This window comes from Rhizobium sp. BK112 (genome assembly GCF_014193215.1).
Lineage (GTDB): Bacteria > Pseudomonadota > Alphaproteobacteria > Rhizobiales > Rhizobiaceae > Rhizobium > Rhizobium anhuiense.
In genome coordinates, this window is sequence record NZ_JACHYZ010000020.1 from 73,909 (window position 1) to 93,382 (window position 19,474).

Consider the following 19,474-nt stretch of genomic DNA (forward strand, 5'->3'; position numbering starts at 1 on the left):
AGCCTCGACCTCGTCTCTTCGGAACGCTCTGCTTGCGTTCGGCGCACGCGCTTAGGCAAGCGAACAGACGACGAGACCAGGCAGCGTCATATCGATTCGTTAATGTCCGTGTAGCGATGAATCGCCACCTTGGAACAGGTGCCCCGCCGGGTTGACGAAGACAGGATCGCGCTCGGGGAGCGGGATCCTATTTGGCAGACTGACGGGAAACCGGACTTCAATCGGCTTCCTCGTCAACCATTCATCCTCTGCAGTGGTTTTAATGGCTGCAAACATGGCGAAGTGTCGGGATTAATCAGATCCGCGCGCCACCCGTCGCATCAATCATCTGGCCCGTCGTCCAACGCGCGTCGTTCGATGCGAGGAAGGCGATGACGTCGGCGACGTCCTCCGCTTTTCCAACACGCGAGAAGACCGAGAGGGCTTCGGCGCCGGCGCGCGCGTCCGGCGATGCCAGCCAATCGGCATTCATATCCGTCTCCGTCACACCCGGCAGCACGGCATTGACCGTAATCCCGCGAGCTGCAAATTCAGGCGCCAGCGCCAGTGTTAACGTCTCCAGCGCCCCCTTGGAAGCCGCATAGGCAGGATGGGTCGGCGCCGCGATCCGCGTAAACCCAGTCGAGACATTAATGACGCGGCCGTTGTCACGAATGTGATCGGCCACTGCCTGGATCAGGAAGAACGGCGCCTTGTAGTTGATCGTCATCACCTCGTCGAAAGCAGCTTCGCTCGTCTGCTTCAACGGCAGTGCCGGCGCGATGCCGGCATTGTTCACCAGAATATCGAGAGCTGACGAGCCCGTCTCGGCACGCGCGGCTTCGCTGAACTGCGCCCAGAGGCTGTCGGCCGCGTCCTTGCCCTGTCTGAGATCGGCCTTCACGGCGACGGCTTTGACGCCGAGCGCCTCGATGTCGCGTACGGTGGCTTTCGCCGCATCCGCGTTGGCGGTGTAGTGCACTCCAATCAACGCCGCACCCTCCCTCGCAAACGCGAGAGCAACCGCCCGGCCGATGCCGCGCGAACTTCCGGTAATGAGGGCTATCTTGTTTGCTAGTTTTTGGGACATCGGTCACTCCGTTGCTAAATTAAATAGTGATCTCTATAGTAAGAGCCGAAAGCCTCTTGTCAACTATTTAATAGGGATCGCTATTTTAATGACGAATCCAGTCCGCAAACGAGGCAGACCACGCGTGCTCGATCGCGACATCGGGCTCGACATCGCGGCACGCTTGTTCTGGGAACGCGGCTATGAAGGAACCTCGACCGCCGACCTTACGAAGGCCATGGGGATCAATCCGCCGACTCTCTATTCGATGTTCGGCTCAAAGGAGGAATTGTACCGGCAGGCGCTCGATTTCAGCATTGCCCGTGAAAACAACCGCCGGTTGGAAATCCTGCGATCCAACCTCCCGGCTTACGACTCCCTGAGCCTCTACCTCTACGATATCGCTGACGGTGACACCCAGCCGGACAAGCCGCGAGGTTGCATGGTCTCGACGGCCGCCCTGCAGCATGCGGAAGAGAATGCGTCAGTCGCGCGGATGACAGCGGCCTTGCGCGAAGCGTCGATGCAGACTTTAAAAGCCCGCTTTGACCGTGCCGTCGAGGAAGGCGAATTGCCGGCGCAGACCGATACCGATACGCTTGCGCGCTTCTATGGTGCGATTATCCAGGGCATGTCTGCACAGGCATGCGACGGCGCCTGCAATGCGCGGCTGAAGCGGCTGGTCGATCTCGCACTCACGGCCTGGCCTGGGAAGCGTAGCACCCAAAGGGGAGTTAGGCCCGAAGACACGTGAGCTGCTTGTGCTAACGGCAAGCGTCGCAGAACTTTATCTGTGGTTCGCCCACGGGCGCCTTGATGGGATACGAACCAACGGCCCAATACTATGATTTATCATCCACATGATATCGTTGGATCTTCGCATTAACCCGTGCCGTGGTAGCTGCATCGATGGCTGCGGGGTATTGTAGGGAGCAGGTACCAGAGAACGGGTTAGTTAAACCTGGATCGCCACGATTGCTGACTGATCCGCTCGGTCAACACCACGCTCGCTCCCTGTACAGACATTGGACATCAAGATGCAACGCATTGCCAACTCAGTTGGTCGTGAACTTCTCAGAAATGGAAATAATGCGCATGGTCTTCGTGGCGCGAGTGAGAGCCACGTACCAGTCCCGATTAGTCATGGTTTCCGAGGAAACAATAATTGCACGGTCAAATTCCAGCCCTTTGACCAGAAGAGTGCTTCCGATGCTACGATCACCTAACCGCCGACCTGCATGGCGAACTCGATTTTGAACCTCCCATACAGAGTCGCTAAGAGTGGCAAGTTGGCGGGCCGCCTTGTTCTGCAGGGCGCCTCGCATTGCGTAGAACATCTCGCGTCGATAGAGACGAGCGTCAGGCCGATCCCGCATTCCCTGGAGAAACGCCAGCATGGCCAGTTCTCCGCCTGTTGCGACGACGTCGTCAATTGCTGGGAAAAGAAAGCCAAACTTCGTTTGACCGCGACGCCGGCCCTGTTGGCGAGCGTCGATGACCCTATTCAGCTCCGCTTTCTCGGCGCCGGTCATGCATTTTGCGGCGAAGTTGAGGAGTAACTTCAGGCGCGCGACGCCGGTCGTGGCGTCAAGTGCGCGCGCCGCCGAATGGAGCGTCTTGCAGCTAACGGCCTCGATATTTGAGAAGCCTTGTTTTGCAAGCTTCTTGCCAAGGGCGGATCTACGATTTTCGCTGACGCTGTCGCCGATAACGATGAGGTTGCCGAGGTCGTTTTCGTCCATCGCTTCGAGGCACTGGCCGACAACCGTTTTTTGGTGAAGTTTGGCGTCGGCGGGCAATGCCTTCCAGGTCACGCATTTGGGTCGGGAGCTCAGGTCGACCTGATTGTTGCGCTCCAGTCCGGCGCGAACTGCGCCGAGCCACTCGGCCAATTCCTCATTGTTCTCCTTCTTCCAACGCCAGGGCGTAAGCAGCTCTGCAGTACGTGCGAATGTGGGGAAGACGTCAGTGATCCAGTCGACGGGCTGCTGATTGCGAAAGTCGAAGATCGCCTGCATCGGATCGCCAAAAACGCATGTCGGGAGAAGGTTCGCCAAACGTTCAACGACCTGATGCTGTTGCACGGTGCAATCTTGGTATTCATCGACGAAGCAGCCGCCATATGAAGCGATCAGCACGCCGTCGACTGCGCCGCTGTCGAGGAGGCGTGCTCCGGCCGAATAGACGCCGTCCCATTCCGCGGCTGTTGTCGGAACGGTCGCAGTGATCCCCGAGCGCTGCGGAAATGAAGCGGCGAACCTCAGGCACCAGCCAGCAATGGTGTCGACGCGGTACTTGTCATTCGAGACGCGATATTTCTTCATCCGCCGAGTGATTGCGTCCACGCCGGCATGCGTATGTGTGAGGATCAGCCGTCGCCGACTAGAGATCGCAACGGCGAGAGCGATCTGTTCGGTCTTGCCACATCCAGCGGCGGCGACGATGCTCCCACGGCGGATGCCGGCGGCGAGCCGGGAAATTTCTTGATCATCCGCCATCGACCCAGTTCCGTATCGCGACGATACCTTTTGCGAGGGGCGTTTTGGGGATGGCTGCGAGGTTTGGCCCGATCACGGTGGAGAGCCGCTCTCCCCGCGTGATGTCCTTGAACCAGCTTTTATCTTTCGCGACCTTGCCGAGAACGCGGCGCACTTGCGCAGAATCACGGTCACTGCCCAGCTTTGCGTCGGTGACTGTTGGCTGACCGGCGGCGGACAAGGCGTTGTCCATGACGGCCATGACGCTGATCTGTCCATTGAAGTCGATTGCGAGTTTGATCATGGCGCGAACGCCTTCCCAGGGTAGGTCAAGGAAGAGCCGTTCTTCCGTTGAGCATTCGTCCGGCCACTGATGGACGACTGCCCCTTTGTCTTTGGCTCTTTTTAGCGCGTCTTGGTTCGGTGGCTCATCGGAATCAAGAAGGAGGAAGACGTCATAGCCGAGATCCCGGAGGTGCTCGGCGATGAGCGGCGCGTTGTCTTTGCCACCGCCATCGATGGCGACGACGCTTTGCAAAGCGAAGGAGTCCTGCTCTAGCGTTTGCCACCAATCGTCCAGACCGCGTGCGAGACCTTGCTCGGTCCGGCCTTCACATACGATGACTTTGCGAACGAGGAACGCTTCGGGCGTGCCTCGAAGATGTCGTTGTGCGGTGTTGGGGTCTTTCGCCGTCGCTGCGACTGAAGCGACCGTCGTGGTGCCGCCTTTTGCGCGGACGGCAAAGATGTCCGCGGCGGTTAGCTCTCGAATGACGACCGGCGAGTGCGTCGTGGCGAATATCTGAGGCTGTCCGGCGCCTTCGTTCGTCTTGGGCGTTTTCAAATATTTAAGGAGGCGCGCGACGCGATGCGGCTCTAGGCCGTGTTCGATCTCATCGATGATCGCGATGTGAGGTGGGCCTGCGTCATGTTGCAGGGCCGACACCAGCAAGCGGGCGGAACCCGTGCCCAGTCGGCGTAGGGGGAGGCTGCCGTCATGAAGTGAAATACCCCCAGACGTGAGGCTGACACCCTGGACGTCGAGTTCAGCGGTAAACTTGCCGCGAACTGGAACCGCAAACAGCTTGCTGAGTTCTTCGGCGCGGTCCACGGCTTTCTTGAAGACACCTTGATCTGCCGCCTTGAAAGACATGCGGGCCGCGCGGCCCGCCTCTGCGAGCTGAAGACTGAACCCTTCGCCCGCCTCGCCAATACGTGTGAGCACTGATGTTCGGCCCCAGCCGAGATGCCTTTCGGCGAAAGGGCCTAGCCGATTGGTGGCCAACTGCTTGGCGTCTTTGTACCTTACGGTCGGTGGATCGATCTCGGCAGCGTCTATACGATCGTTGTGAATGGACCATCGCGCTTCGAGCGATTGGTCGATTACGACCATAATAGAGAGAGCCTCATCGAGGCCTGCGACCGGCTCGTCGATGATCGTTGCGGCCACTGGATCCCAACCGCGCAAATGAAGGCCGTAGCGATCTTCAGTGATGAAGCTGGGAGGGAGCCCAGACAGCGTGATGATGATCCGTATGGGATCTTTGATATTCAAATCGTAGAAATCGCAATCGTCGGCGAAGATATACGAACGCGGATTTAAGCACAGCTCGATTGCGTCAAGGATCGTAGTTTTGGTGGAGTCGCCTGGCCCGATAAGGCAGTTCATACCGGCTGCGGGCGCCCATGTAAGGTTCTTAATGCCTCTGAAGTTCTCGATCTCGATGAAGACGATGCGCATTCCATGCCCCCAGCGGCTGACTCATGCGGTCAGTTCCAATTTCGTCTCTACTTGACGCTCGAAACTTGGATCAGCCGAACTTCAAGTTTTTCATATCACCAAACGCTTGTCTTCACTTCAAAGCGACGTGGGTTGCTCACTCGAATACCCAGTATTGGCGCCACTGATACTCAATCGGCCGGCGGTTCGCTTGCCAAGGCTTCCTTGCCACCCGAAGAATAGTCGACGCCGGATATGAAGAGAGAGACTGTGTCACCTTCGACGAAGATGCTGTCCGCTTCGCTGGTATGGGAGCCAGTGAGAGGATCTCGCGCTCCCGACATTTGACCATGTGCCGTGTTAAACGTGATGGTTTCACCGATGACGTAGCCGTATCGGACATAGTCGGACCCGTGCAAACCGTCCGCGCCCTTTGGGTAATTGGCGAACTTCACGACGTTGTACTGCGGTTTCAGGAGGCTGACGAAGGCCTTCTCGGCATCGGCGACGATACGCTTGTGATCGTAAGCCCCGCTGAAGTCCTCGTTTTCGAAGTCGTGGTCCGGTTCGAAAGTGGTCATGATCAAAGGCTGAGCGCGAAATAGGAAGAGTATAATCTCGTCCGTAACGCGTGCGCCAGGGTATCGTTGCGGTTCGTTGGAGAGGATCTCCATGCGCGCTTTGTGGCCGCGGCTGATGAGGCGGTCGAAGCTGTCGCCGACCTTCGCGATACCCACATAGAGCAGATCATAGGTGGCCGCCTTTGTGTAGCGATCGAAACCGGTGATGCCGGAACGTCCGCGTGACCGATCCCAGATTAACTTTTCCGTCGTGAACCATTCGAGGACTGTCGATCCCGGTTCGTCGACCGGCCCATCCCAGAGTCGTATCAGCTTATTGCCGGCCTCTATCCAGTAGGTACTGCTTGGAGCTGCGGCAACGCCGGGGAGCGCGCGCAGATTGAGGGCAACTGCATCGACGCAGTCGTCGCCGACAAAGAAATCCAGCGTCATCACGTGGGCATCGGCATCGACGGCAACGTTCCGGAAGGTTGCCTCGGCGCGACCGCCGATCATGTAAAAGTCGCTCCCGCGCCAGAGCTCCTCGACCTCGGGAACGTACTGGAGCCATACTGCCTCTTGGCTGGATATAGGCGGATAAACCGTCTCCATGACAGTCAGCTTAACCTTTGTTTTCGTTGATGCGTCTGTCATGGTTCAACGACCGTATCGTAGCCGAGTCGCTCTCTCGAAAAGAATAGGTCGGAAAAATGTAACATCATAAGGCCAAATGTCTTTCACGAGCCTCCCTACACTTGCAGTGCCTCGGATTGATTCGCAATATAATTGCAAATGATTCTTTAGGGTGGGGGAACATGGCCGAGATCACCGGTGAAGTGCTTGACGCAATTTTATCGGGCGATCCGGACGAGTTGGGCGTGCATTTACATCTCGTCGAACGTGACATTGTAATCGATGGCCACAAGGTTACGGTGTACTGCCATTGTTTGGCGACTGATGGAAACGGCAAGGTAAAGCTGAAGCGGCTCGCCGAATTCATGCGCCATGCAGCTGCCGATTACGCCATCCCTCGGACACGCATCGAAGAGGCAAGGCAGCGGGATGCAAAGTTCCGATCCACATCGGCAATCGCAGCGTTGCACGAAAAAGCAAGAGCGGTGTTCACTGATCTGGCCAAGACCGGTGAGGGAGGCGAAATGCTCTTGTTCCTCTTGGCAGAGCGATTTTTGGGTATCCCGCACGTCCTCTGCAAGATGGATCTCAAGACTGACAGCCGGATGCACTATCATGGCGCCGACGGCGTCTATGCATCGGTTTCCGACGACGGGAAATTGAAGCTCTTCTGGGGCGAATCCAAGGTCTATAAGGATCCCACTGACGCAATTCGCGACTGCCTCAGTTCCCTGGCGCCATTTTTGATTGAGGAAGACCATCTTGGATCATCCCGAGAGCGCGACTTGATGCTTTTGAGTGATAAGGCGGACCTCGGCGATCCGGAATTGTCGGGCGCCTTCCGTCGCTTCTTCGACACGAGTTCACCACTCTCGAACAGAGTCGAATACTGCGGGGTAGCGTTGGTTGGCTTTGATGCAGATTTCTACCCTGAAGACGATGGACCAGGTGTGCTCGAGGATATGGTGGACGCCGCAAAGAAAGGTCTTAAAGGCTGGTCGACATCGGTAGGACGAAGGCTGGTCGCAGAGAAGCTTCAGCATTTCGATATCCATTTTCTCTGCCTGCCGCTTCCTTCCGTCGACAAGTTCAGAGAAGCGTTTCTTGAGGCGATGGGCGCTGATGTCTGAAACGGAACTTCAAGATTGGCTTTACGAGACGTCATTGCGCAGCGAGTTACAAACGCTTGGCCTAGTCACCACTCTTCTGGAGCTCGACAATGTAGCTCAGGAGCAAGCGCTGGCGGATATCACGTTTGATTGGCAGCGTTTGCTGTTCGCCGCGAGCATCCTTGCGCGCTCGAAGAAGCGCCTGCACCGCGAAGCAAGCCTTCGCATCGCGACCGGAGCGATGTTGCTTCCGACTTCAGACCCAGTTCGCGACGCAGCCGCGGTGTTGTTTGATAAGTTGTCAAACCGCCGTTCGGTGGTTTTGGCTGAGCAGCGCGGACGGCTAAAGCCGGATCTGGAAGCAAGGCTCGGCGTCGCGCTCAGAATTGAAGACCAACGTAAGCAGCTCGAGAGCTCTATCCTCTTGGAGGCGACGGGCGAGCGCTTGCCAGTCAACGAATTTCAACTTGAGTTCTGGCGCGCAGCTCGTCAGGAGCGGGCTTGGCTGTCTGCCTCCGCACCCACTGCATCTGGCAAAACCTTCCTTGTCTTGAAGTGGCTTGTCGATTGTATAGCAACCGAGAAGATCCGGCGGGCGGTCTACCTTGCGCCGACGCGCGCCCTTGTCTCGGAAATCGAGTCGTCTCTGGCTGATGTCGCCGCTCAGTCCGGGCTCGATATCGAGATCTCGTCACTTCCTTCGGCGCAGAAATACGCTGCCGCCGAGAAATCTGGCAAGCGATGCGTCTTCGTCTTCACCCAAGAGCGATTGCATCTTCTGGCCAACCTGTTGCACGAGCGTGTCGACATCGATCTCGTTGTCGTCGACGAGGCTCACAAGATCGGTGATCCACAGCGCGGTGTCATCCTGCAGGACGCCATTGAGCGCCTGCTCCGATCAAGCCCGAAGATGCGTGTAACATTCGTAAGCCCTGCCACACAGAATCCGGAAGTGCTGCTCGACGACGCACCGGAGAGCACGCCAACAATTCCGATAGACAGCGATGTGGCGACCGTGTTGCAAAACATCGTGGTCGCTCACCAAGTTCCGGCCAAGCCAGCTAAATGGGCACTCAAGTTTCGGCACAATGAAGAATACCTGCCTCTTGGGACGCTAACGCTTGCAAATAAGCCAGGCACCCTGACGAAAAGGCTCGCCTTCATTGCAGCAGCCATTGGTGAGCGAGGCGGCACGCTTGTTTACGCGAATGGGGCGGCCGAGGCCGAGGACGTCGCGGATCTCATCAGCCAGTTGCTTCCGAAAAGGAAAGAGATCGACCAGGAGCTGGCCGACCTTGCTGACCTTGCGCGAAAGTGCGTGCACAAAAGCTACAGGTTGGCACCATTGGTGGAAGCCGGCGTCGCTTTCCACTACGGAAACATGCCTTCACTTATCCGCTTGGAAGTTGAGCGTCTATTCAAGACAGGAAAACTCAAGTTTCTCGTCTGCACGTCCACGCTGATAGAGGGCGTCAATCTGTCCTGCAGGACCATTGTGGTTCGCGGTCCCCGCAAAGGCAAAAAGACGCCCATGGAGCCGCAGGATTTCTGGAACCTTGCTGGCAGGGCTGGCAGATGGGGAGACGAATTCCAGGGTAACATCATCTGCATCGACGCTTCCGATGAAAAAGCGTGGCCATCCGGCGTTCCACAGCGGACCCGGTATCCGATCCGGCGAGAGACAGATACCGCTCTTTCGAAACTCGAAGAGCTCGCCGCTTACATTGAGCAGCGACCATTGGGTGTGGACCTTGACCCCGCACAGGTTCGTGCCTTCGAGCAGGTGGGCGCCTATCTGACGACGGCTTTCATTCGCGATCGCTCTCTGATGGGTGCGCCGTGGGCGAAGCGCCAGCCCGTCGCCAACTTGCAACGTCTCGAACAAGCACTCGCCAAAGCGACAGTGGGTCTCGATGTCGCGGCCGACACTGGCGCTCGAAACCCCGGTGTAAGCCTGATCGGGTTGCAGAGGTTGCTGGAATTCTTTCGTAGCTACCCGGGTCCGCCTGAAGACATGTTGCCTGCACCATCCGAGAGTGATGATGCATATGACCGCTTTTCGAACATGATGGAGAGGATCAATGACAACGTCCTTACCGTCTTCTTGCCGAAAACGCTGATACCCTTGCATGCGCTGACAGTCTTGCAGTGGCTCAAGGGCTTCTCTTTGCCGACGATCATACGCAAGAGGATCGAGTATCTACAACGCCGCGACGGTGAGGTCGATACGGCCGGCATCATTCGAAATACGCTTGAGATGATTGAAGGCACGGCTCGCTTCTTAGCTCCTCGGTATTTCTCTGCGTATGTCGATGTGTTGAACCAGCATTTGAAGGCAATAAATCGGGAAGACCTGATCGACAGCGACCTAGATATCGGCGTTGCCCTGGAATTTGGCGTGAGTTCCGTGACCCTGCGCTCATTGATGGAGCTTGGCATGTCACGCATTGGCGCGGTGGCGCTTTACGAAATTGTGGCCGTGGATGACCTCGACGAGGCGGCGTGTATTCAATGGGTCGTTGAACGGCGTGACCAGTTGGATGCCATCGGCTTGCCGTCAATCGTCGTCCGCGAGGTACGCGAGAAAGTCCTCACAAAAGCGTTGTTGAAGGAGTAGCAGATGGCAAAGTCGGTGGAGCTGTCGAACGGTCGGATATGGAAGACCAAAAAGGCTGCTGAGCAGCATTTCCGAGATATGCTAGCGCGCTATCGCGATGGCGACCACATATCGGATTATCAGGACCACATCGATCTGTCGGCGCTTCTGGAGCGTTTCGACCTACTCGTTTCTGACGGTCCCTCAAAAATCGGCGCCGGAATAAAGCGGTTTGAGAGGCGGTTGAACAAAGGAGACGGTTGGTCGAGCCCAGGATTTTGGGTCGTGCGGGTGGACGGCACACCAACGGATTTCAGTTACGTCCAAGCGGTCGTCGGCCGTCCTAAGAGCGACGCAGAGGAATTCTCGGTAGCCTGCCATAATGCTGTGTCGCGCGACTTGCTGGGTATGAAGCAGAAACAGTTCGACCACTTCGCCGATGCTGACGGACTGATCGCGTGCGATATCACCGGCAACCTCGTTGCATATTCCGAGGCGCAGCTCAGCCATGCTCACCCTCCTTTCGGGATCATCGTCAAGGAATTCCGGAAATCCAAAGGCTGGGGGGACATTGTCCCACCTGGTATACTTACCGCGTCGGCCGACGCCCAAATATCAACCCACTTCGCAGATGACGCGATTGGTCGCGAGTTTCTGAATTTCCATCACGACCGGGCCGTTCTCAGGATCGTCGGCAAGGACAGACCTCCAACAAGCATGTCCGCAGCAATCACCGTTAATCGGCCGCTTCGTTTTCGATAGCAAGTATTAGAAGAACGATGCTGCCAATGAGAATGGCTACCGGACGCTGGGCAGGAAAGTCAATATCCGGGATCATGCGCAGAAAGCGGTGGTGGCAGCTTACGCTCAGATCGTTTCTGGTCATGCACAAGAGCTAAAGCTGTCGGTTGCGCGCACGACCAGGTCACAGACATGAAATGCGAGCATAGCAAAGAATGCCACAAAGCAGATCTTTGCCCGTAACGGAGAGTTTGAGATCAACACACGGACAGAGCGATACGCCCGAGAGAGGATCTCCCGCCGTCTGGGGGCGGTAGGCGAAGGCAAAGAGGCAGTAGGATGGAAAAGAAGCGGGAGCTGAAGTTTGGTGACGACATGGTCGGGGCTCTTAACAACTGGGGTGAGAAGGCTCTCATGCCGGTATCGATCGTTGGAGGAAATCACATCGAGCGGTGCAAGGCCAATCGAGAGACTTTCAAGAACAACGACATAAAGCTGACGGAAGCGCACGCATTCGCCTGCAGCGCTTTTATGAATCTTGTTTCACGCAGCGCCGGAAAAAAGATCAAAGAGGATCCGAAAGCGAGCCAGCAGATCAATCTGCTGTCGCATTTCCTGCAGGGTATACATCTCTGCGAGGAAGCCATTGTGGAAGGTCTTTACGTCCAAGCAGCAACCCTTCTTCGCCAAGAGCACGAGATAATTTCAGCTATCCAAGAGCTGGGAATCGGTCGACGCCACGATGGGAAAACACCGCACGCCACGATCGGAGTCCTAAAGAACATGGGCAAGGTTTACGGTGATCTGAGCGGTGCGGCACATGTATCCCAATCTCAGCTGCTCCACGACATTGTCGAAATGGAGCGTGGCGAGCTTCGCGGACCGTCGGCTTTTCCAATCTATCATAAAGACTTGGCGCGGAACCTTTACTCGCTGCATGTCTGCTACATCGTGCTCGTGGGCAGGCTCACGAGCGAGATCCATAATGCCATCGGCCTCGGCGGCGCCTCGGAAGACGAGGAGAAGATGATGCTTCTTGCTATTGCGAAGCTGGAAGAAGAGGGCCTGATAAATATCGAAGACGCTCCCTTGGATAAGCCGATCGCGGAGAGGGAGAAGGCGGCCGGCTAGCGAACATCCGTTCGTTTAACGGTGGAAGAACTTTACTGGCTGCTGGCATAGATCTCCCTTCCGGACCATCCCGGTGAGGACATGAAGCACAGTGTAGCACATGGAGCACGTGGAGTACCGCGAGCACTATGAGCGGCCTCACAAACGATTGAAATCATTAACGAATTCGGAAAACCCCGTCACAGACGTGTCAACTCGCAATAGTAAGATGCACCATCTTGCGAAAACCTAGCGGTATGAAATGATAGATTTAGAAACTCATCTTACATGAGTAAATAACTAAGTCATTGATTTTATTGTTTTTTGCTTTTACCTTAAGGATAAGGTCATCGACGCAAGGGGGTCCAAACTTCTTGCAGGCCGACAAAGGGCCGGGTCCACACCGGCCCACCCACCTTTCAGGAGAATGGATATGGTAAAAGACGGATCGACTATCGGAAAAAAGCAGCTACTACAGCGTGAACAGCTCTGGCCTGGCGCAGAACCCTGGCTGTGGCATCGCAAGGCAAACAAGGGCTTCGCCACCATCCCGAAGACTATGCCCCTGATCCTCCAGATCATGGACGATCTCAGCAACGGCAAGCCGCTGTCCGCAACTTATCTGGGCCTTTGGTGCGAGACTTGGGACAATTCCATGGTGAACGTCTCCAAGCATCAGGAGATGGCCCACGCAGCTGGCTTTACAGGACAGCGCGCCGTCTACACTTGGAGCGGCCGGATGCAGCTTCTGCAGTCGCTGAATTTCATCGACATCAAGCCGGGCCGCTCCGGGGCGATTAGCCACGTCATTCTGTGGAATCCGCACCGCGTAATCCGCTTCCACCACGAAAAGAAGACTCCCGGCCTCGTCGAGGCCAACTACAATGCTCTGCTTGAGCGTGCCATCGACATCGGTGCGAACGATATGATCGACCAGGTTGTCGTTCCACCTCCGGCGCTGGTCCCTCCTACGCCAAGCCCTCCACTTTCGACGACCCCCTCGGCAATGGTGTTGCCTCCTCAACCGATTGCTCCCGCGCCGCCGGCCATGCCGACGACATTGGAAGAATTGGGTAATATGAACACGGATAACCTTACCAGCCGCTCCTAGAATAACTCACGTACGGACGCTCTTATGAAAAGCTTTAAAGAATTTAATGCCGAGCTGAACGCGCGGCCGGTCCTGGATGAGATCATACTGACCGAGGACGGTAAGATTGTTGAGTTGTTTGAGGATCGAAAATGGATCACCGGACGGTTCGATCGCAATATCGGAATCGATCAACCGGCGAGCGGCGCCGGTCAAGTCCATGCCCATGTCTACGGCCGAAAGAACAACGAACTTGTAGTCGTGAATTTCGACGGAACCGCGAGCCATGGCGTCAAGGGCAAGCTTTCCGACAAAGATGCGGATGCGCTTCGAGCTCGCGGCTTCAAAATTCGGTCTGGAAACCTAGTTGAGTGGCTGGTTGTGAAATCACCACCTAAATTGCTCTTCGGGTAGTGTTTAGATAATGCAATTGCCGCTGCGCAGCCAAGCTCAGTTCATGTCTCGGCCCATGCCCCGAGCAACTGGAATATTCGTGAGACTCACAATTTCCGAACGACGTCGATAATCGGAGACGGCACCCCAATGTCAATCTGGTTCACCGCAGCCCTATATTTCATCCCGAGTGTGATGAGCCCTTGATCGCTGTCACGGAAGAACAAAAGCCTTTCCTTGTGTTTAGCCTGGTATTGATTTGCGAGCTTTGCACGCTGTCTTTCGAGCTTGAACTTCTTCCAGGCCCCATCAGGGCGCCAGTCAAGACGAAGTATTACGCCCGGACTTAAGGGAAACGGTATAACCGCGAAGCGATCGCCCAGGCCAAACCCATAACCCTGCAGATCTGGCGGGCCACCGCCCTTGACCCAAAACACCGGATTGTCGCTTGTGACCAGTTGTTGCTTTTCGCTGATCTCATAGCTCCAATTCATTCGCACCATGATATTCATCAAGGGCTTCGCTTGTTCAAAAGCGAGAAGACCGACCCTCCGATCAACGTTCATCGTGAACATTTCGTTGCTGTGAAGTATCTCCCGCACGGCCGTATCCGCAGCCGATATTTCGCCCTTTTCCTTCTTCTGACGAAACTCACGCTCCATTTCATGCCTGCTGCCCCATAGGGCCATTTGACCCATCGTTTGAGCAAACTGCCGAAGCTGCGCGGGGCTTCGCGCAAACATGGTCGCGAGAAACGCCGCAAAGTCGAGCTTTGCAACCGGTGTCAAAGGCCGGAAGGCTAGAAGTTCGGGATAGCTCTTGGCGGCTTGCGACTCGATCTTTGCGAGGGTGTCCTCGATCAGGTCAATCCGGGCGCCATCCTCACCTGTCGGCGTGTAGATGTTGGTCTCGAATGCCGTCTTCTCAGGAGTTGTCTTGCGAGCACTCCCGGTGACACAGTCATGGGTCCAAAGCTCTCCATCCTCCTGTGTGAAATGCCTCAGGTAGAACCGCGGTACGACATGCTGTCGTTTCGTTCGTTCGCTCATGTCATCACCACTGTTGCAGCCCTCGAGTTAGCGCAATCAAAAAATCCCCCACGCACGAAACCTCCCCCTCCCCGTCATCTCGCGCAGCCCGAGCTCGCCGACGATCCGTATCGCCGCCTGCGGCGTCACGCCGACCGCCTTGACGATCATGCCGGCCGACACCAGCGGCCGCGACATCACCAGCTCAATCAACTCCGGCAGCTTTGACGTTTGGCGCCGGCCGATCAGCCGGCGCTCCATTGACTGTCGGGCAAGGGTCAGTCGGTCATGTTCCTTCAGGCCAAGCTCGCCGGCGGCGGCAATGCCGGCGAGAAGCGCCAGCAGCCGGGTTTCGCGATCGCGATGCCGGCGCCGATCGACCGGAATGGTTTTCAGGCCGAGGTTGATCGCGGCCAGGTTCGCTCCGGTCGTCACGCCGGCCCCGCGCAGTAATGATGCTGCCAGCGGCCGACCGAGCCAGGGCGCATGCTGCAGAACCTCCAAACCATTCCAGGCATCGAGGGCGACAACCGCCTGCAGCACGGGTGGAAAACTGTCGACCTCGCGCAGGATTGCCCGCCATTCGCCGAGACGTTCGTCCTCGTCCCAGTCGAGATCGTAAACCAGCGGATCCTTTTCCGGGGCGTCGGCGCGGCTGGGCCGTTTTGCCTGTTCGATGGCGGCGTCCGATCGGGCTAGCACTGCATCGATGGCGGCGAACTCCGCGTCGAGCGGGTTGGCGCCATCATCGCGGTCCTCCCCTTCCCCTCCTCCGTTCGCGCTGCTATCCAGCTCGCCGGCGTCGATCGCAACGGTGCCGTCGGCGCAATGTGGTGCTGCAGGCGTGCCGGCGACGAAGTCGTGCCCGCGGAGGCTGCGCAATCCTTCGGGGCTGAGCGCCCAGCCGGGCGGCTGCGCGGCGATGCGCCGGCGGGTTTTCAGGACGTCGCGGGCGATGGTCAGCTCATGGGTCGGCGCGCGGATGTCGGCGCCGGCGTCATGCAGCACCAGGTCCTCGAGATGGACGAGTTCACCGTCGATCCACAGCGACGCGCAGGCGTCGGCGAAGTGCACGCGCTCGATCCAGCCCTGCCCGACCGGCGAGCGGGCGATACGCTCGTCCAGGCGGGCGAGCGCGCTGCCAGCCTCCGAAATCGGCCGCAGCAGGCTTGAGATGGGCAGTTTGGCAAGATCGTAAGGCATTGAAATCATGGTAAATGATTTGTTAAACGAACGCTATCTCATAGTTAGAGTTCATTACCGGCTGCTTTTGCCGGAACGTTGTCTAACCATCGATAAGTACCAAGTATCGATAGTGATGGAGTTGGCGGCGCAGAACCGCTAAAGTCGGGGCAAGTCACAGCGCCAGAGACCGCCATGCTAGAGCCAAAAGCCCTCCCCTCCCCTGTCGATCCGGTGCATCGCCGCGCCGAGGAACTTGATGCACTCGACGCCATCCTGCCGTTTGCCCGTCGTGATCAGCTAGCCGCATTGCTGACGGACGATGATGTCGCCACCTTAAAACATCTGGCGCAACAGGGCATGGGCGGCAACACGCTCAGGGCGCTCGCTTCCGATCTCGGCTATCTTGAGGCTTGGTGCGCGCTTGCCATCGGCTCTCCCCTGCCCTGGCCGGCGCCGGAGAGCCTGCTGTTGAAATTCGTCGCTCATCATCTCTGGGACCCTGTTGAACGTGCCGAGGATCCGAACCATGGCATGCCGGTCGAGGTCGAGACAGGATTGCGCGCCGAAGGGTTTTTACGGGTCAACGGCCCGCATGCGCCCGACACGGTGCGCCGGCGCCTGACCTCGTGGTCGATCCTGACACGCTGGCGCGGACTAACCGGAGCGTTTTCGGCGCCATCATTGAAGACCGCGCTCCGGCTTGCTGTGCGCGCCGCGCCGCGGCAAAGCCGCCGCAAGAGCAAAAAAGCGGTTACCGGCGATGTCCTGGCAAAGCTCATGGTCACCTGCGCCGGCGATCGTCTGGTCGATGTTCGCGATCGTGCCCTGCTGCTGACCGCCTTCGCTTCCGGCGGCCGCCGACGCTCCGAAATTGCAAGCCTTCGCATCGAGGATCTGATTGACGAGGAGCCGGCGCATGCCGACCCGCAGAATTCCGCCTCCCCTCTCCTGCCCTGCCTGACACTCAACCTCGGCCGCACCAAGACGACGAATGTAGAAGATAAGGCCCATGCCGTCCTGATCGGCCGTCCGGTCGGGGCTTTGAAGCGATGGATCCAGGAGGCAAAAATTGAGGCAGGGCCAATCTTCCGTCGTATCGACCAGTGGGGCAACGTCGATCGCCGCGCCTTGACACCGCAGTCCGTCAATTTCATCCTCAAGGCCCGCTGCAGGAAGGCTGGTCTCGATCCAGAGATATTTTCAGCCCACGGGCTGCGATCTGGTTATCTCACCGAAGCGGCCAACCGCGGCATCCCGCTTCAGGAAGCCATGCAGCAGTCATTTCATAAATCGGTGGCGCAGGCTGCAAGCTACTACAACAATGCAGAACGGAAGAACGGGCGGGCCGCAAGGCTGGTCATTTGACGGATTGACCCTCAAATCGCACCGTTGGCGCAAAAGTTCTACGAGGCAATTCAGGTCGCCGTCATGGAAGGCTGGAAATGTACTTGGTCTGCATCAACGCCAGCCACTGTCATAACGATAGCCTGTGCCGTCAAAATCGCGATAGCCGGAGTTGTCCTCATGACGCGGACCAACTCTGTAACGGTAGCCCGAGTCACCATAGTCGCGATAACCGACATTACCTTCATAGCGCGGGCCGCGGCTGTAGCGATAATCTGCGCCTTCATCATACCGCGGACGGTCCCTGTCCTCGATGAGAGCACCGGCAACCAGTCCGCCGATGAGCCCCGCCGCCAGCCCACCAACGATGGCAGCACTCCTGTCGCCGTGCCGGTGCTCGCGATAATCATGTGCGCTCGCGGAGCCATAGGAAGTGAAGATGCTGCCGGTCGCGACCAATGTAGCAAGTGTCGAGAGAATAATCTTTTTCATCGGCTACTCCATCAGAGCCTGTGTTGGGAGGTAAGGCTCTTTCTGGTTACTTGATGACATTGGCGCGCTGAACAGGCTGTGAATGTTGCGTTTCGCTGCCGTTCATCGACCGTTGGAGTTAAGGCCCCACGCCATCGGCCGCGGTAGAAATCAATCCAGTCATCGACCTTGGGTTAAAGATGGCGTTCCGAACAACCGACGCGGCGAGCCTTTAGGCACACGGCAATGTGAACGCCGCGCGACGCGCCAGCGGACGCAGCCGAGCTATCAACATATCGTCCTTGCAATTACGGAATTATACTCCATAAATGCAAGGATGATTGAACGTCGAATATCTACAAAACTGACTGAGTTGATCGATTCGAGCCCCGCCGTTGCGCTCATTGGCCCGCGTCAGGTCGGCAAGACTACGCTGGCTCTCGCCATAGCCGAACAACGCCCATCAATCTATCTCGACCTGGAATCGGATGCCGACCGCGCCAAACTCACCGAGCCGGAGCTATATCTCAGCCAGCATAGCGACAAGCTCGTTATCCTGGATGAGGTTCACCGGCTACCAAATCTTTTTCAGAATTTGCGTGGGCTTATCGATCGGGGCCGGCGAAATGGGAGGAAGGCTGGCCATTTCCTGCTGCTCGGGTCCGCATCCATCGATCTATTGAAACAGTCGGGTGAGACGCTGGCCGGTCGCATCGCCTACCTTGAAATGGGTCCGATCGACGGCCTGGAAGTACCAGTTGATGATCTGAATAAGCTATGGGTGCGAGGCGGCTTCCCTGATAGTTTCCTTGCGGTAAATGATCGTGCAAGCCAGCGCTGGCGGCAGGACTTCATACGAACCTATCTGGAACGAGATATTCCCGTGCTTGGTCCTCGTATTCCTGCCGAGACATTGCGGCGCTTCTGGATAATGCTCGCACATCATCAATCCGGACTTCTGAATGCCGCAGAATTTGCGCGTTCGCTCGGCGTCGATGGCAAGACGGTCGCCTCCTATCTCGATCTCCTGGTTGATCTACTCCTCGTACGACGCCTTGAGCCTTGGCATGCGAATGTTGGCAAGCGCCTTGTCAAATCACCGCGGGTCTATGTTCGCGATAGCGGCATCACCCACACCCTTTTGGGACTGACCACTCAGGAGGACCTGCTTGGACACCCAGTCGCCGGGGCAAGCTGGGAAGGTCTCGTGATCGAGACGTTGATTGCAGCAGCCCCCCCCGGAACTCAGAGCAATTTTTACCGAACATTGGCTGGTGCGGAGATTGACCTCCTTCTGACGCCCCCGGGTGAACGACCTTGGGCTATCGAAATCAAGCGGAGCCTGACGCCGAAACTCGAGAAAGGCTTCTATCTTGCATGCGAAGATCTCGACCCAGCACGACGCATCGTCGTTTACCCTGGGCAGGAAACTTTCCGCCTAAAGCACGATGTGGAAGCAATGCCCCTAGCCTCGATAGGCAAAGCTCTGGTTGACCTTACCTAGCGGGCGTATCGCCTATAGAAGCCCGCTCCAGCATCTCTCTGGGCAACAATGCGCGAACAATGCGATAGCGCTCATTCAAACACACAGTTCTGCGGCATTACGCCGGTGGAAGGCCGCTGACGCGCGTTCCGTGTCGACCGGAAGACGCGCTGGAAGCGCCTCCTCTCTTTGATCATAAAACATACTCGCAAAGGGTCATTTCTTCGCGCATTCCTTATTTGTACAAAGCACCTGAAAAGCAGCCGCAAATACCCATGGCAAGACGACCAGCTTCAAATCAGCCGCCATTACCGAAACGGCTCGTCGGCTACGCCCGCGTCTCGACGGACGATCAGGTCCATGACGCGCAGATGGATGAGTTGCGCGCCGCCCACCTTCTGCGTTCTATCGACCGCTTCGTCGACCTGTCCGGCCTGCGGTCCCACTTGCGGCCTTTCTATAGCGAGATCGGGCGGCCCTCGATTG

17 protein-coding genes are annotated in these 19,474 nt (G+C 57.3%); 10 read left to right on the plus strand and 7 right to left on the minus strand.

Features of this window, described 5'->3' with window-relative positions:
- Positions 1-295 precede the first annotated feature (295 nt).
- Positions 296-1,069, minus strand: coding sequence for an SDR family oxidoreductase (locus FHT75_RS33075; RefSeq protein ID WP_183845575.1), 774 nt, complete (start codon positions 1,067-1,069; stop codon positions 296-298).
- An 88-nt stretch (positions 1,070-1,157) separates the two neighbouring features.
- Here FHT75_RS33075 and FHT75_RS33080 point away from each other — a divergent pair, with 88 nt between their 5' ends.
- Positions 1,158-1,802: a TetR/AcrR family transcriptional regulator gene (locus FHT75_RS33080; RefSeq protein WP_183845591.1), complete on the plus strand. Its 645-nt coding sequence runs from the start codon at positions 1,158-1,160 to the stop codon at positions 1,800-1,802.
- Between the two features lie 301 nt (positions 1,803-2,103).
- Here FHT75_RS33080 and FHT75_RS33085 read toward each other — a convergent pair whose 3' ends face one another.
- The 3 genes from FHT75_RS33085 to FHT75_RS33095 all read right to left on the minus strand — a co-directional run bounded on the left by FHT75_RS33085 (position 2,104) and on the right by FHT75_RS33095 (position 6,459).
- Positions 2,104-3,546 (minus strand): UvrD-helicase domain-containing protein, encoded by a 1,443-nt coding sequence (locus tag FHT75_RS33085; protein ID WP_183845576.1) that lies wholly within the window; start codon positions 3,544-3,546, stop codon positions 2,104-2,106.
- Positions 3,536-5,266, minus strand: coding sequence for an ATP-dependent nuclease (locus tag FHT75_RS33090; protein WP_183845577.1), 1,731 nt, complete (start codon positions 5,264-5,266; stop codon positions 3,536-3,538). Before FHT75_RS33090 ends, FHT75_RS33085 begins: the two co-directional genes overlap by 11 nt.
- Positions 5,267-5,436: 170 nt before the next feature.
- Positions 5,437-6,459, minus strand: a complete 1,023-nt coding sequence (locus tag FHT75_RS33095; protein ID WP_183845578.1) for a hypothetical protein — start codon at positions 6,457-6,459, stop codon at positions 5,437-5,439.
- Positions 6,460-6,620: 161 nt separating this feature from the next.
- Here FHT75_RS33095 and FHT75_RS33100 point away from each other — a divergent pair, with 161 nt between their 5' ends.
- From FHT75_RS33100 to FHT75_RS33125, 6 genes are all read left to right on the plus strand, one after another.
- On the plus strand, positions 6,621-7,568 hold the full coding sequence (locus FHT75_RS33100) for a DUF1837 domain-containing protein (protein WP_183845579.1): 948 nt from the start codon (positions 6,621-6,623) through the stop codon (positions 7,566-7,568).
- Complete coding sequence (locus FHT75_RS33105) at positions 7,561-10,164, plus strand: DEAD/DEAH box helicase (RefSeq protein WP_183845580.1); 2,604 nt, start codon at positions 7,561-7,563, stop codon at positions 10,162-10,164. Before FHT75_RS33100 ends, FHT75_RS33105 begins: the two co-directional genes overlap by 8 nt.
- A gap of 3 nt (positions 10,165-10,167) precedes the next feature.
- Positions 10,168-10,905 carry a DCL family protein gene (locus tag FHT75_RS33110; protein WP_183845581.1) on the plus strand — a complete coding sequence of 246 codons (738 nt, stop codon included), beginning with the start codon at positions 10,168-10,170 and terminating at the stop codon, positions 10,903-10,905.
- A gap of 318 nt (positions 10,906-11,223) precedes the next feature.
- Positions 11,224-12,015 (plus strand): hypothetical protein, encoded by a 792-nt coding sequence (locus FHT75_RS33115; RefSeq protein ID WP_246713012.1) that lies wholly within the window; start codon positions 11,224-11,226, stop codon positions 12,013-12,015.
- Positions 12,016-12,427: 412 nt separating this feature from the next.
- A complete protein-coding gene (locus FHT75_RS33120) occupies positions 12,428-13,105 on the plus strand; it encodes a hypothetical protein (protein WP_183845582.1) in 678 nt (225 codons plus the stop codon).
- Positions 13,106-13,129: 24 nt separating this feature from the next.
- On the plus strand, positions 13,130-13,498 hold the full coding sequence (locus tag FHT75_RS33125; RefSeq protein WP_183845583.1) for a hypothetical protein: 369 nt from the start codon (positions 13,130-13,132) through the stop codon (positions 13,496-13,498).
- An 86-nt stretch (positions 13,499-13,584) separates the two neighbouring features.
- Here FHT75_RS33125 and FHT75_RS33130 read toward each other — a convergent pair whose 3' ends face one another.
- Both FHT75_RS33130 and FHT75_RS33135 read right to left on the minus strand, forming a co-directional pair.
- A complete protein-coding gene (locus tag FHT75_RS33130) occupies positions 13,585-14,526 on the minus strand; it encodes a DUF4238 domain-containing protein (protein ID WP_183845584.1) in 942 nt (313 codons plus the stop codon).
- 36 nt (positions 14,527-14,562) lie between these two features.
- The gene (locus tag FHT75_RS33135; protein WP_183845585.1) at positions 14,563-15,717 is read right to left on the minus strand and encodes an RHE_PE00001 family protein; all 1,155 of its coding nucleotides are present in this window, start codon (positions 15,715-15,717) and stop codon (positions 14,563-14,565) included.
- Between the two features lie 165 nt (positions 15,718-15,882).
- Between FHT75_RS33135 and FHT75_RS33140 the strand changes: the two genes are divergently transcribed.
- Entirely contained in the window at positions 15,883-17,055 is a 1,173-nt protein-coding gene (locus tag FHT75_RS33140) for a site-specific integrase (RefSeq protein WP_183845586.1), read from the plus strand.
- 93 nt (positions 17,056-17,148) lie between these two features.
- Here the strand turns inward: FHT75_RS33140 and FHT75_RS33145 are convergent, their stop codons facing one another.
- Positions 17,149-17,526 carry a hypothetical protein gene (locus FHT75_RS33145; protein WP_168332975.1) on the minus strand — a complete coding sequence of 126 codons (378 nt, stop codon included), beginning with the start codon at positions 17,524-17,526 and terminating at the stop codon, positions 17,149-17,151.
- A 316-nt stretch (positions 17,527-17,842) separates the two neighbouring features.
- On the opposite strand from FHT75_RS33145, the gene FHT75_RS33150 reads away from it, so the two are divergent.
- Complete coding sequence (locus tag FHT75_RS33150) at positions 17,843-19,009, plus strand: ATP-binding protein (RefSeq protein ID WP_097542437.1); 1,167 nt, start codon at positions 17,843-17,845, stop codon at positions 19,007-19,009.
- A gap of 254 nt (positions 19,010-19,263) precedes the next feature.
- The coding region (locus FHT75_RS36150; RefSeq protein WP_246713013.1) for a recombinase family protein at positions 19,264-19,474 on the plus strand (211 nt) is incomplete at its 3' end.

Bases quoted from the DNA above. Each gene is read 5' to 3' on its own strand.
- FHT75_RS33100 (WP_183845579.1), top strand. From the start codon at position 6,621: ATGGCCGAGATCACCGGTGAAGTGCTTGACGCAATTTTATCGGGCGAT.
- FHT75_RS33085 (WP_183845576.1), bottom strand. From the start codon at position 3,546: ATGGCGGATGATCAAGAAATTTCCCGGCTCGCCGCCGGCATCCGCCGT.
- FHT75_RS33130 (WP_183845584.1), bottom strand. From the start codon at position 14,526: ATGAGCGAACGAACGAAACGACAGCATGTCGTACCGCGGTTCTACCTG.
- FHT75_RS33090 (WP_183845577.1), bottom strand. From the start codon at position 5,266: ATGCGCATCGTCTTCATCGAGATCGAGAACTTCAGAGGCATTAAGAAC.
- FHT75_RS33120 (WP_183845582.1), top strand. From the start codon at position 12,428: ATGGTAAAAGACGGATCGACTATCGGAAAAAAGCAGCTACTACAGCGT.
- FHT75_RS33080 (WP_183845591.1), top strand. From the start codon at position 1,158: ATGACGAATCCAGTCCGCAAACGAGGCAGACCACGCGTGCTCGATCGC.
- FHT75_RS33150 (WP_097542437.1), top strand. From the start codon at position 17,843: ATGATTGAACGTCGAATATCTACAAAACTGACTGAGTTGATCGATTCG.
- FHT75_RS33075 (WP_183845575.1), bottom strand. From the start codon at position 1,069: ATGTCCCAAAAACTAGCAAACAAGATAGCCCTCATTACCGGAAGTTCG.
- FHT75_RS33115 (WP_246713012.1), top strand. From the start codon at position 11,224: ATGGAAAAGAAGCGGGAGCTGAAGTTTGGTGACGACATGGTCGGGGCT.
- FHT75_RS33110 (WP_183845581.1), top strand. From the start codon at position 10,168: ATGGCAAAGTCGGTGGAGCTGTCGAACGGTCGGATATGGAAGACCAAA.
- FHT75_RS33125 (WP_183845583.1), top strand. From the start codon at position 13,130: ATGAAAAGCTTTAAAGAATTTAATGCCGAGCTGAACGCGCGGCCGGTC.
- FHT75_RS33135 (WP_183845585.1), bottom strand. From the start codon at position 15,717: ATGATTTCAATGCCTTACGATCTTGCCAAACTGCCCATCTCAAGCCTG.
- FHT75_RS33140 (WP_183845586.1), top strand. From the start codon at position 15,883: ATGCTAGAGCCAAAAGCCCTCCCCTCCCCTGTCGATCCGGTGCATCGC.
- FHT75_RS33145 (WP_168332975.1), bottom strand. From the start codon at position 17,526: ATGAAAAAGATTATTCTCTCGACACTTGCTACATTGGTCGCGACCGGC.
- FHT75_RS33095 (WP_183845578.1), bottom strand. From the start codon at position 6,459: ATGACAGACGCATCAACGAAAACAAAGGTTAAGCTGACTGTCATGGAG.
- FHT75_RS33105 (WP_183845580.1), top strand. From the start codon at position 7,561: ATGTCTGAAACGGAACTTCAAGATTGGCTTTACGAGACGTCATTGCGC.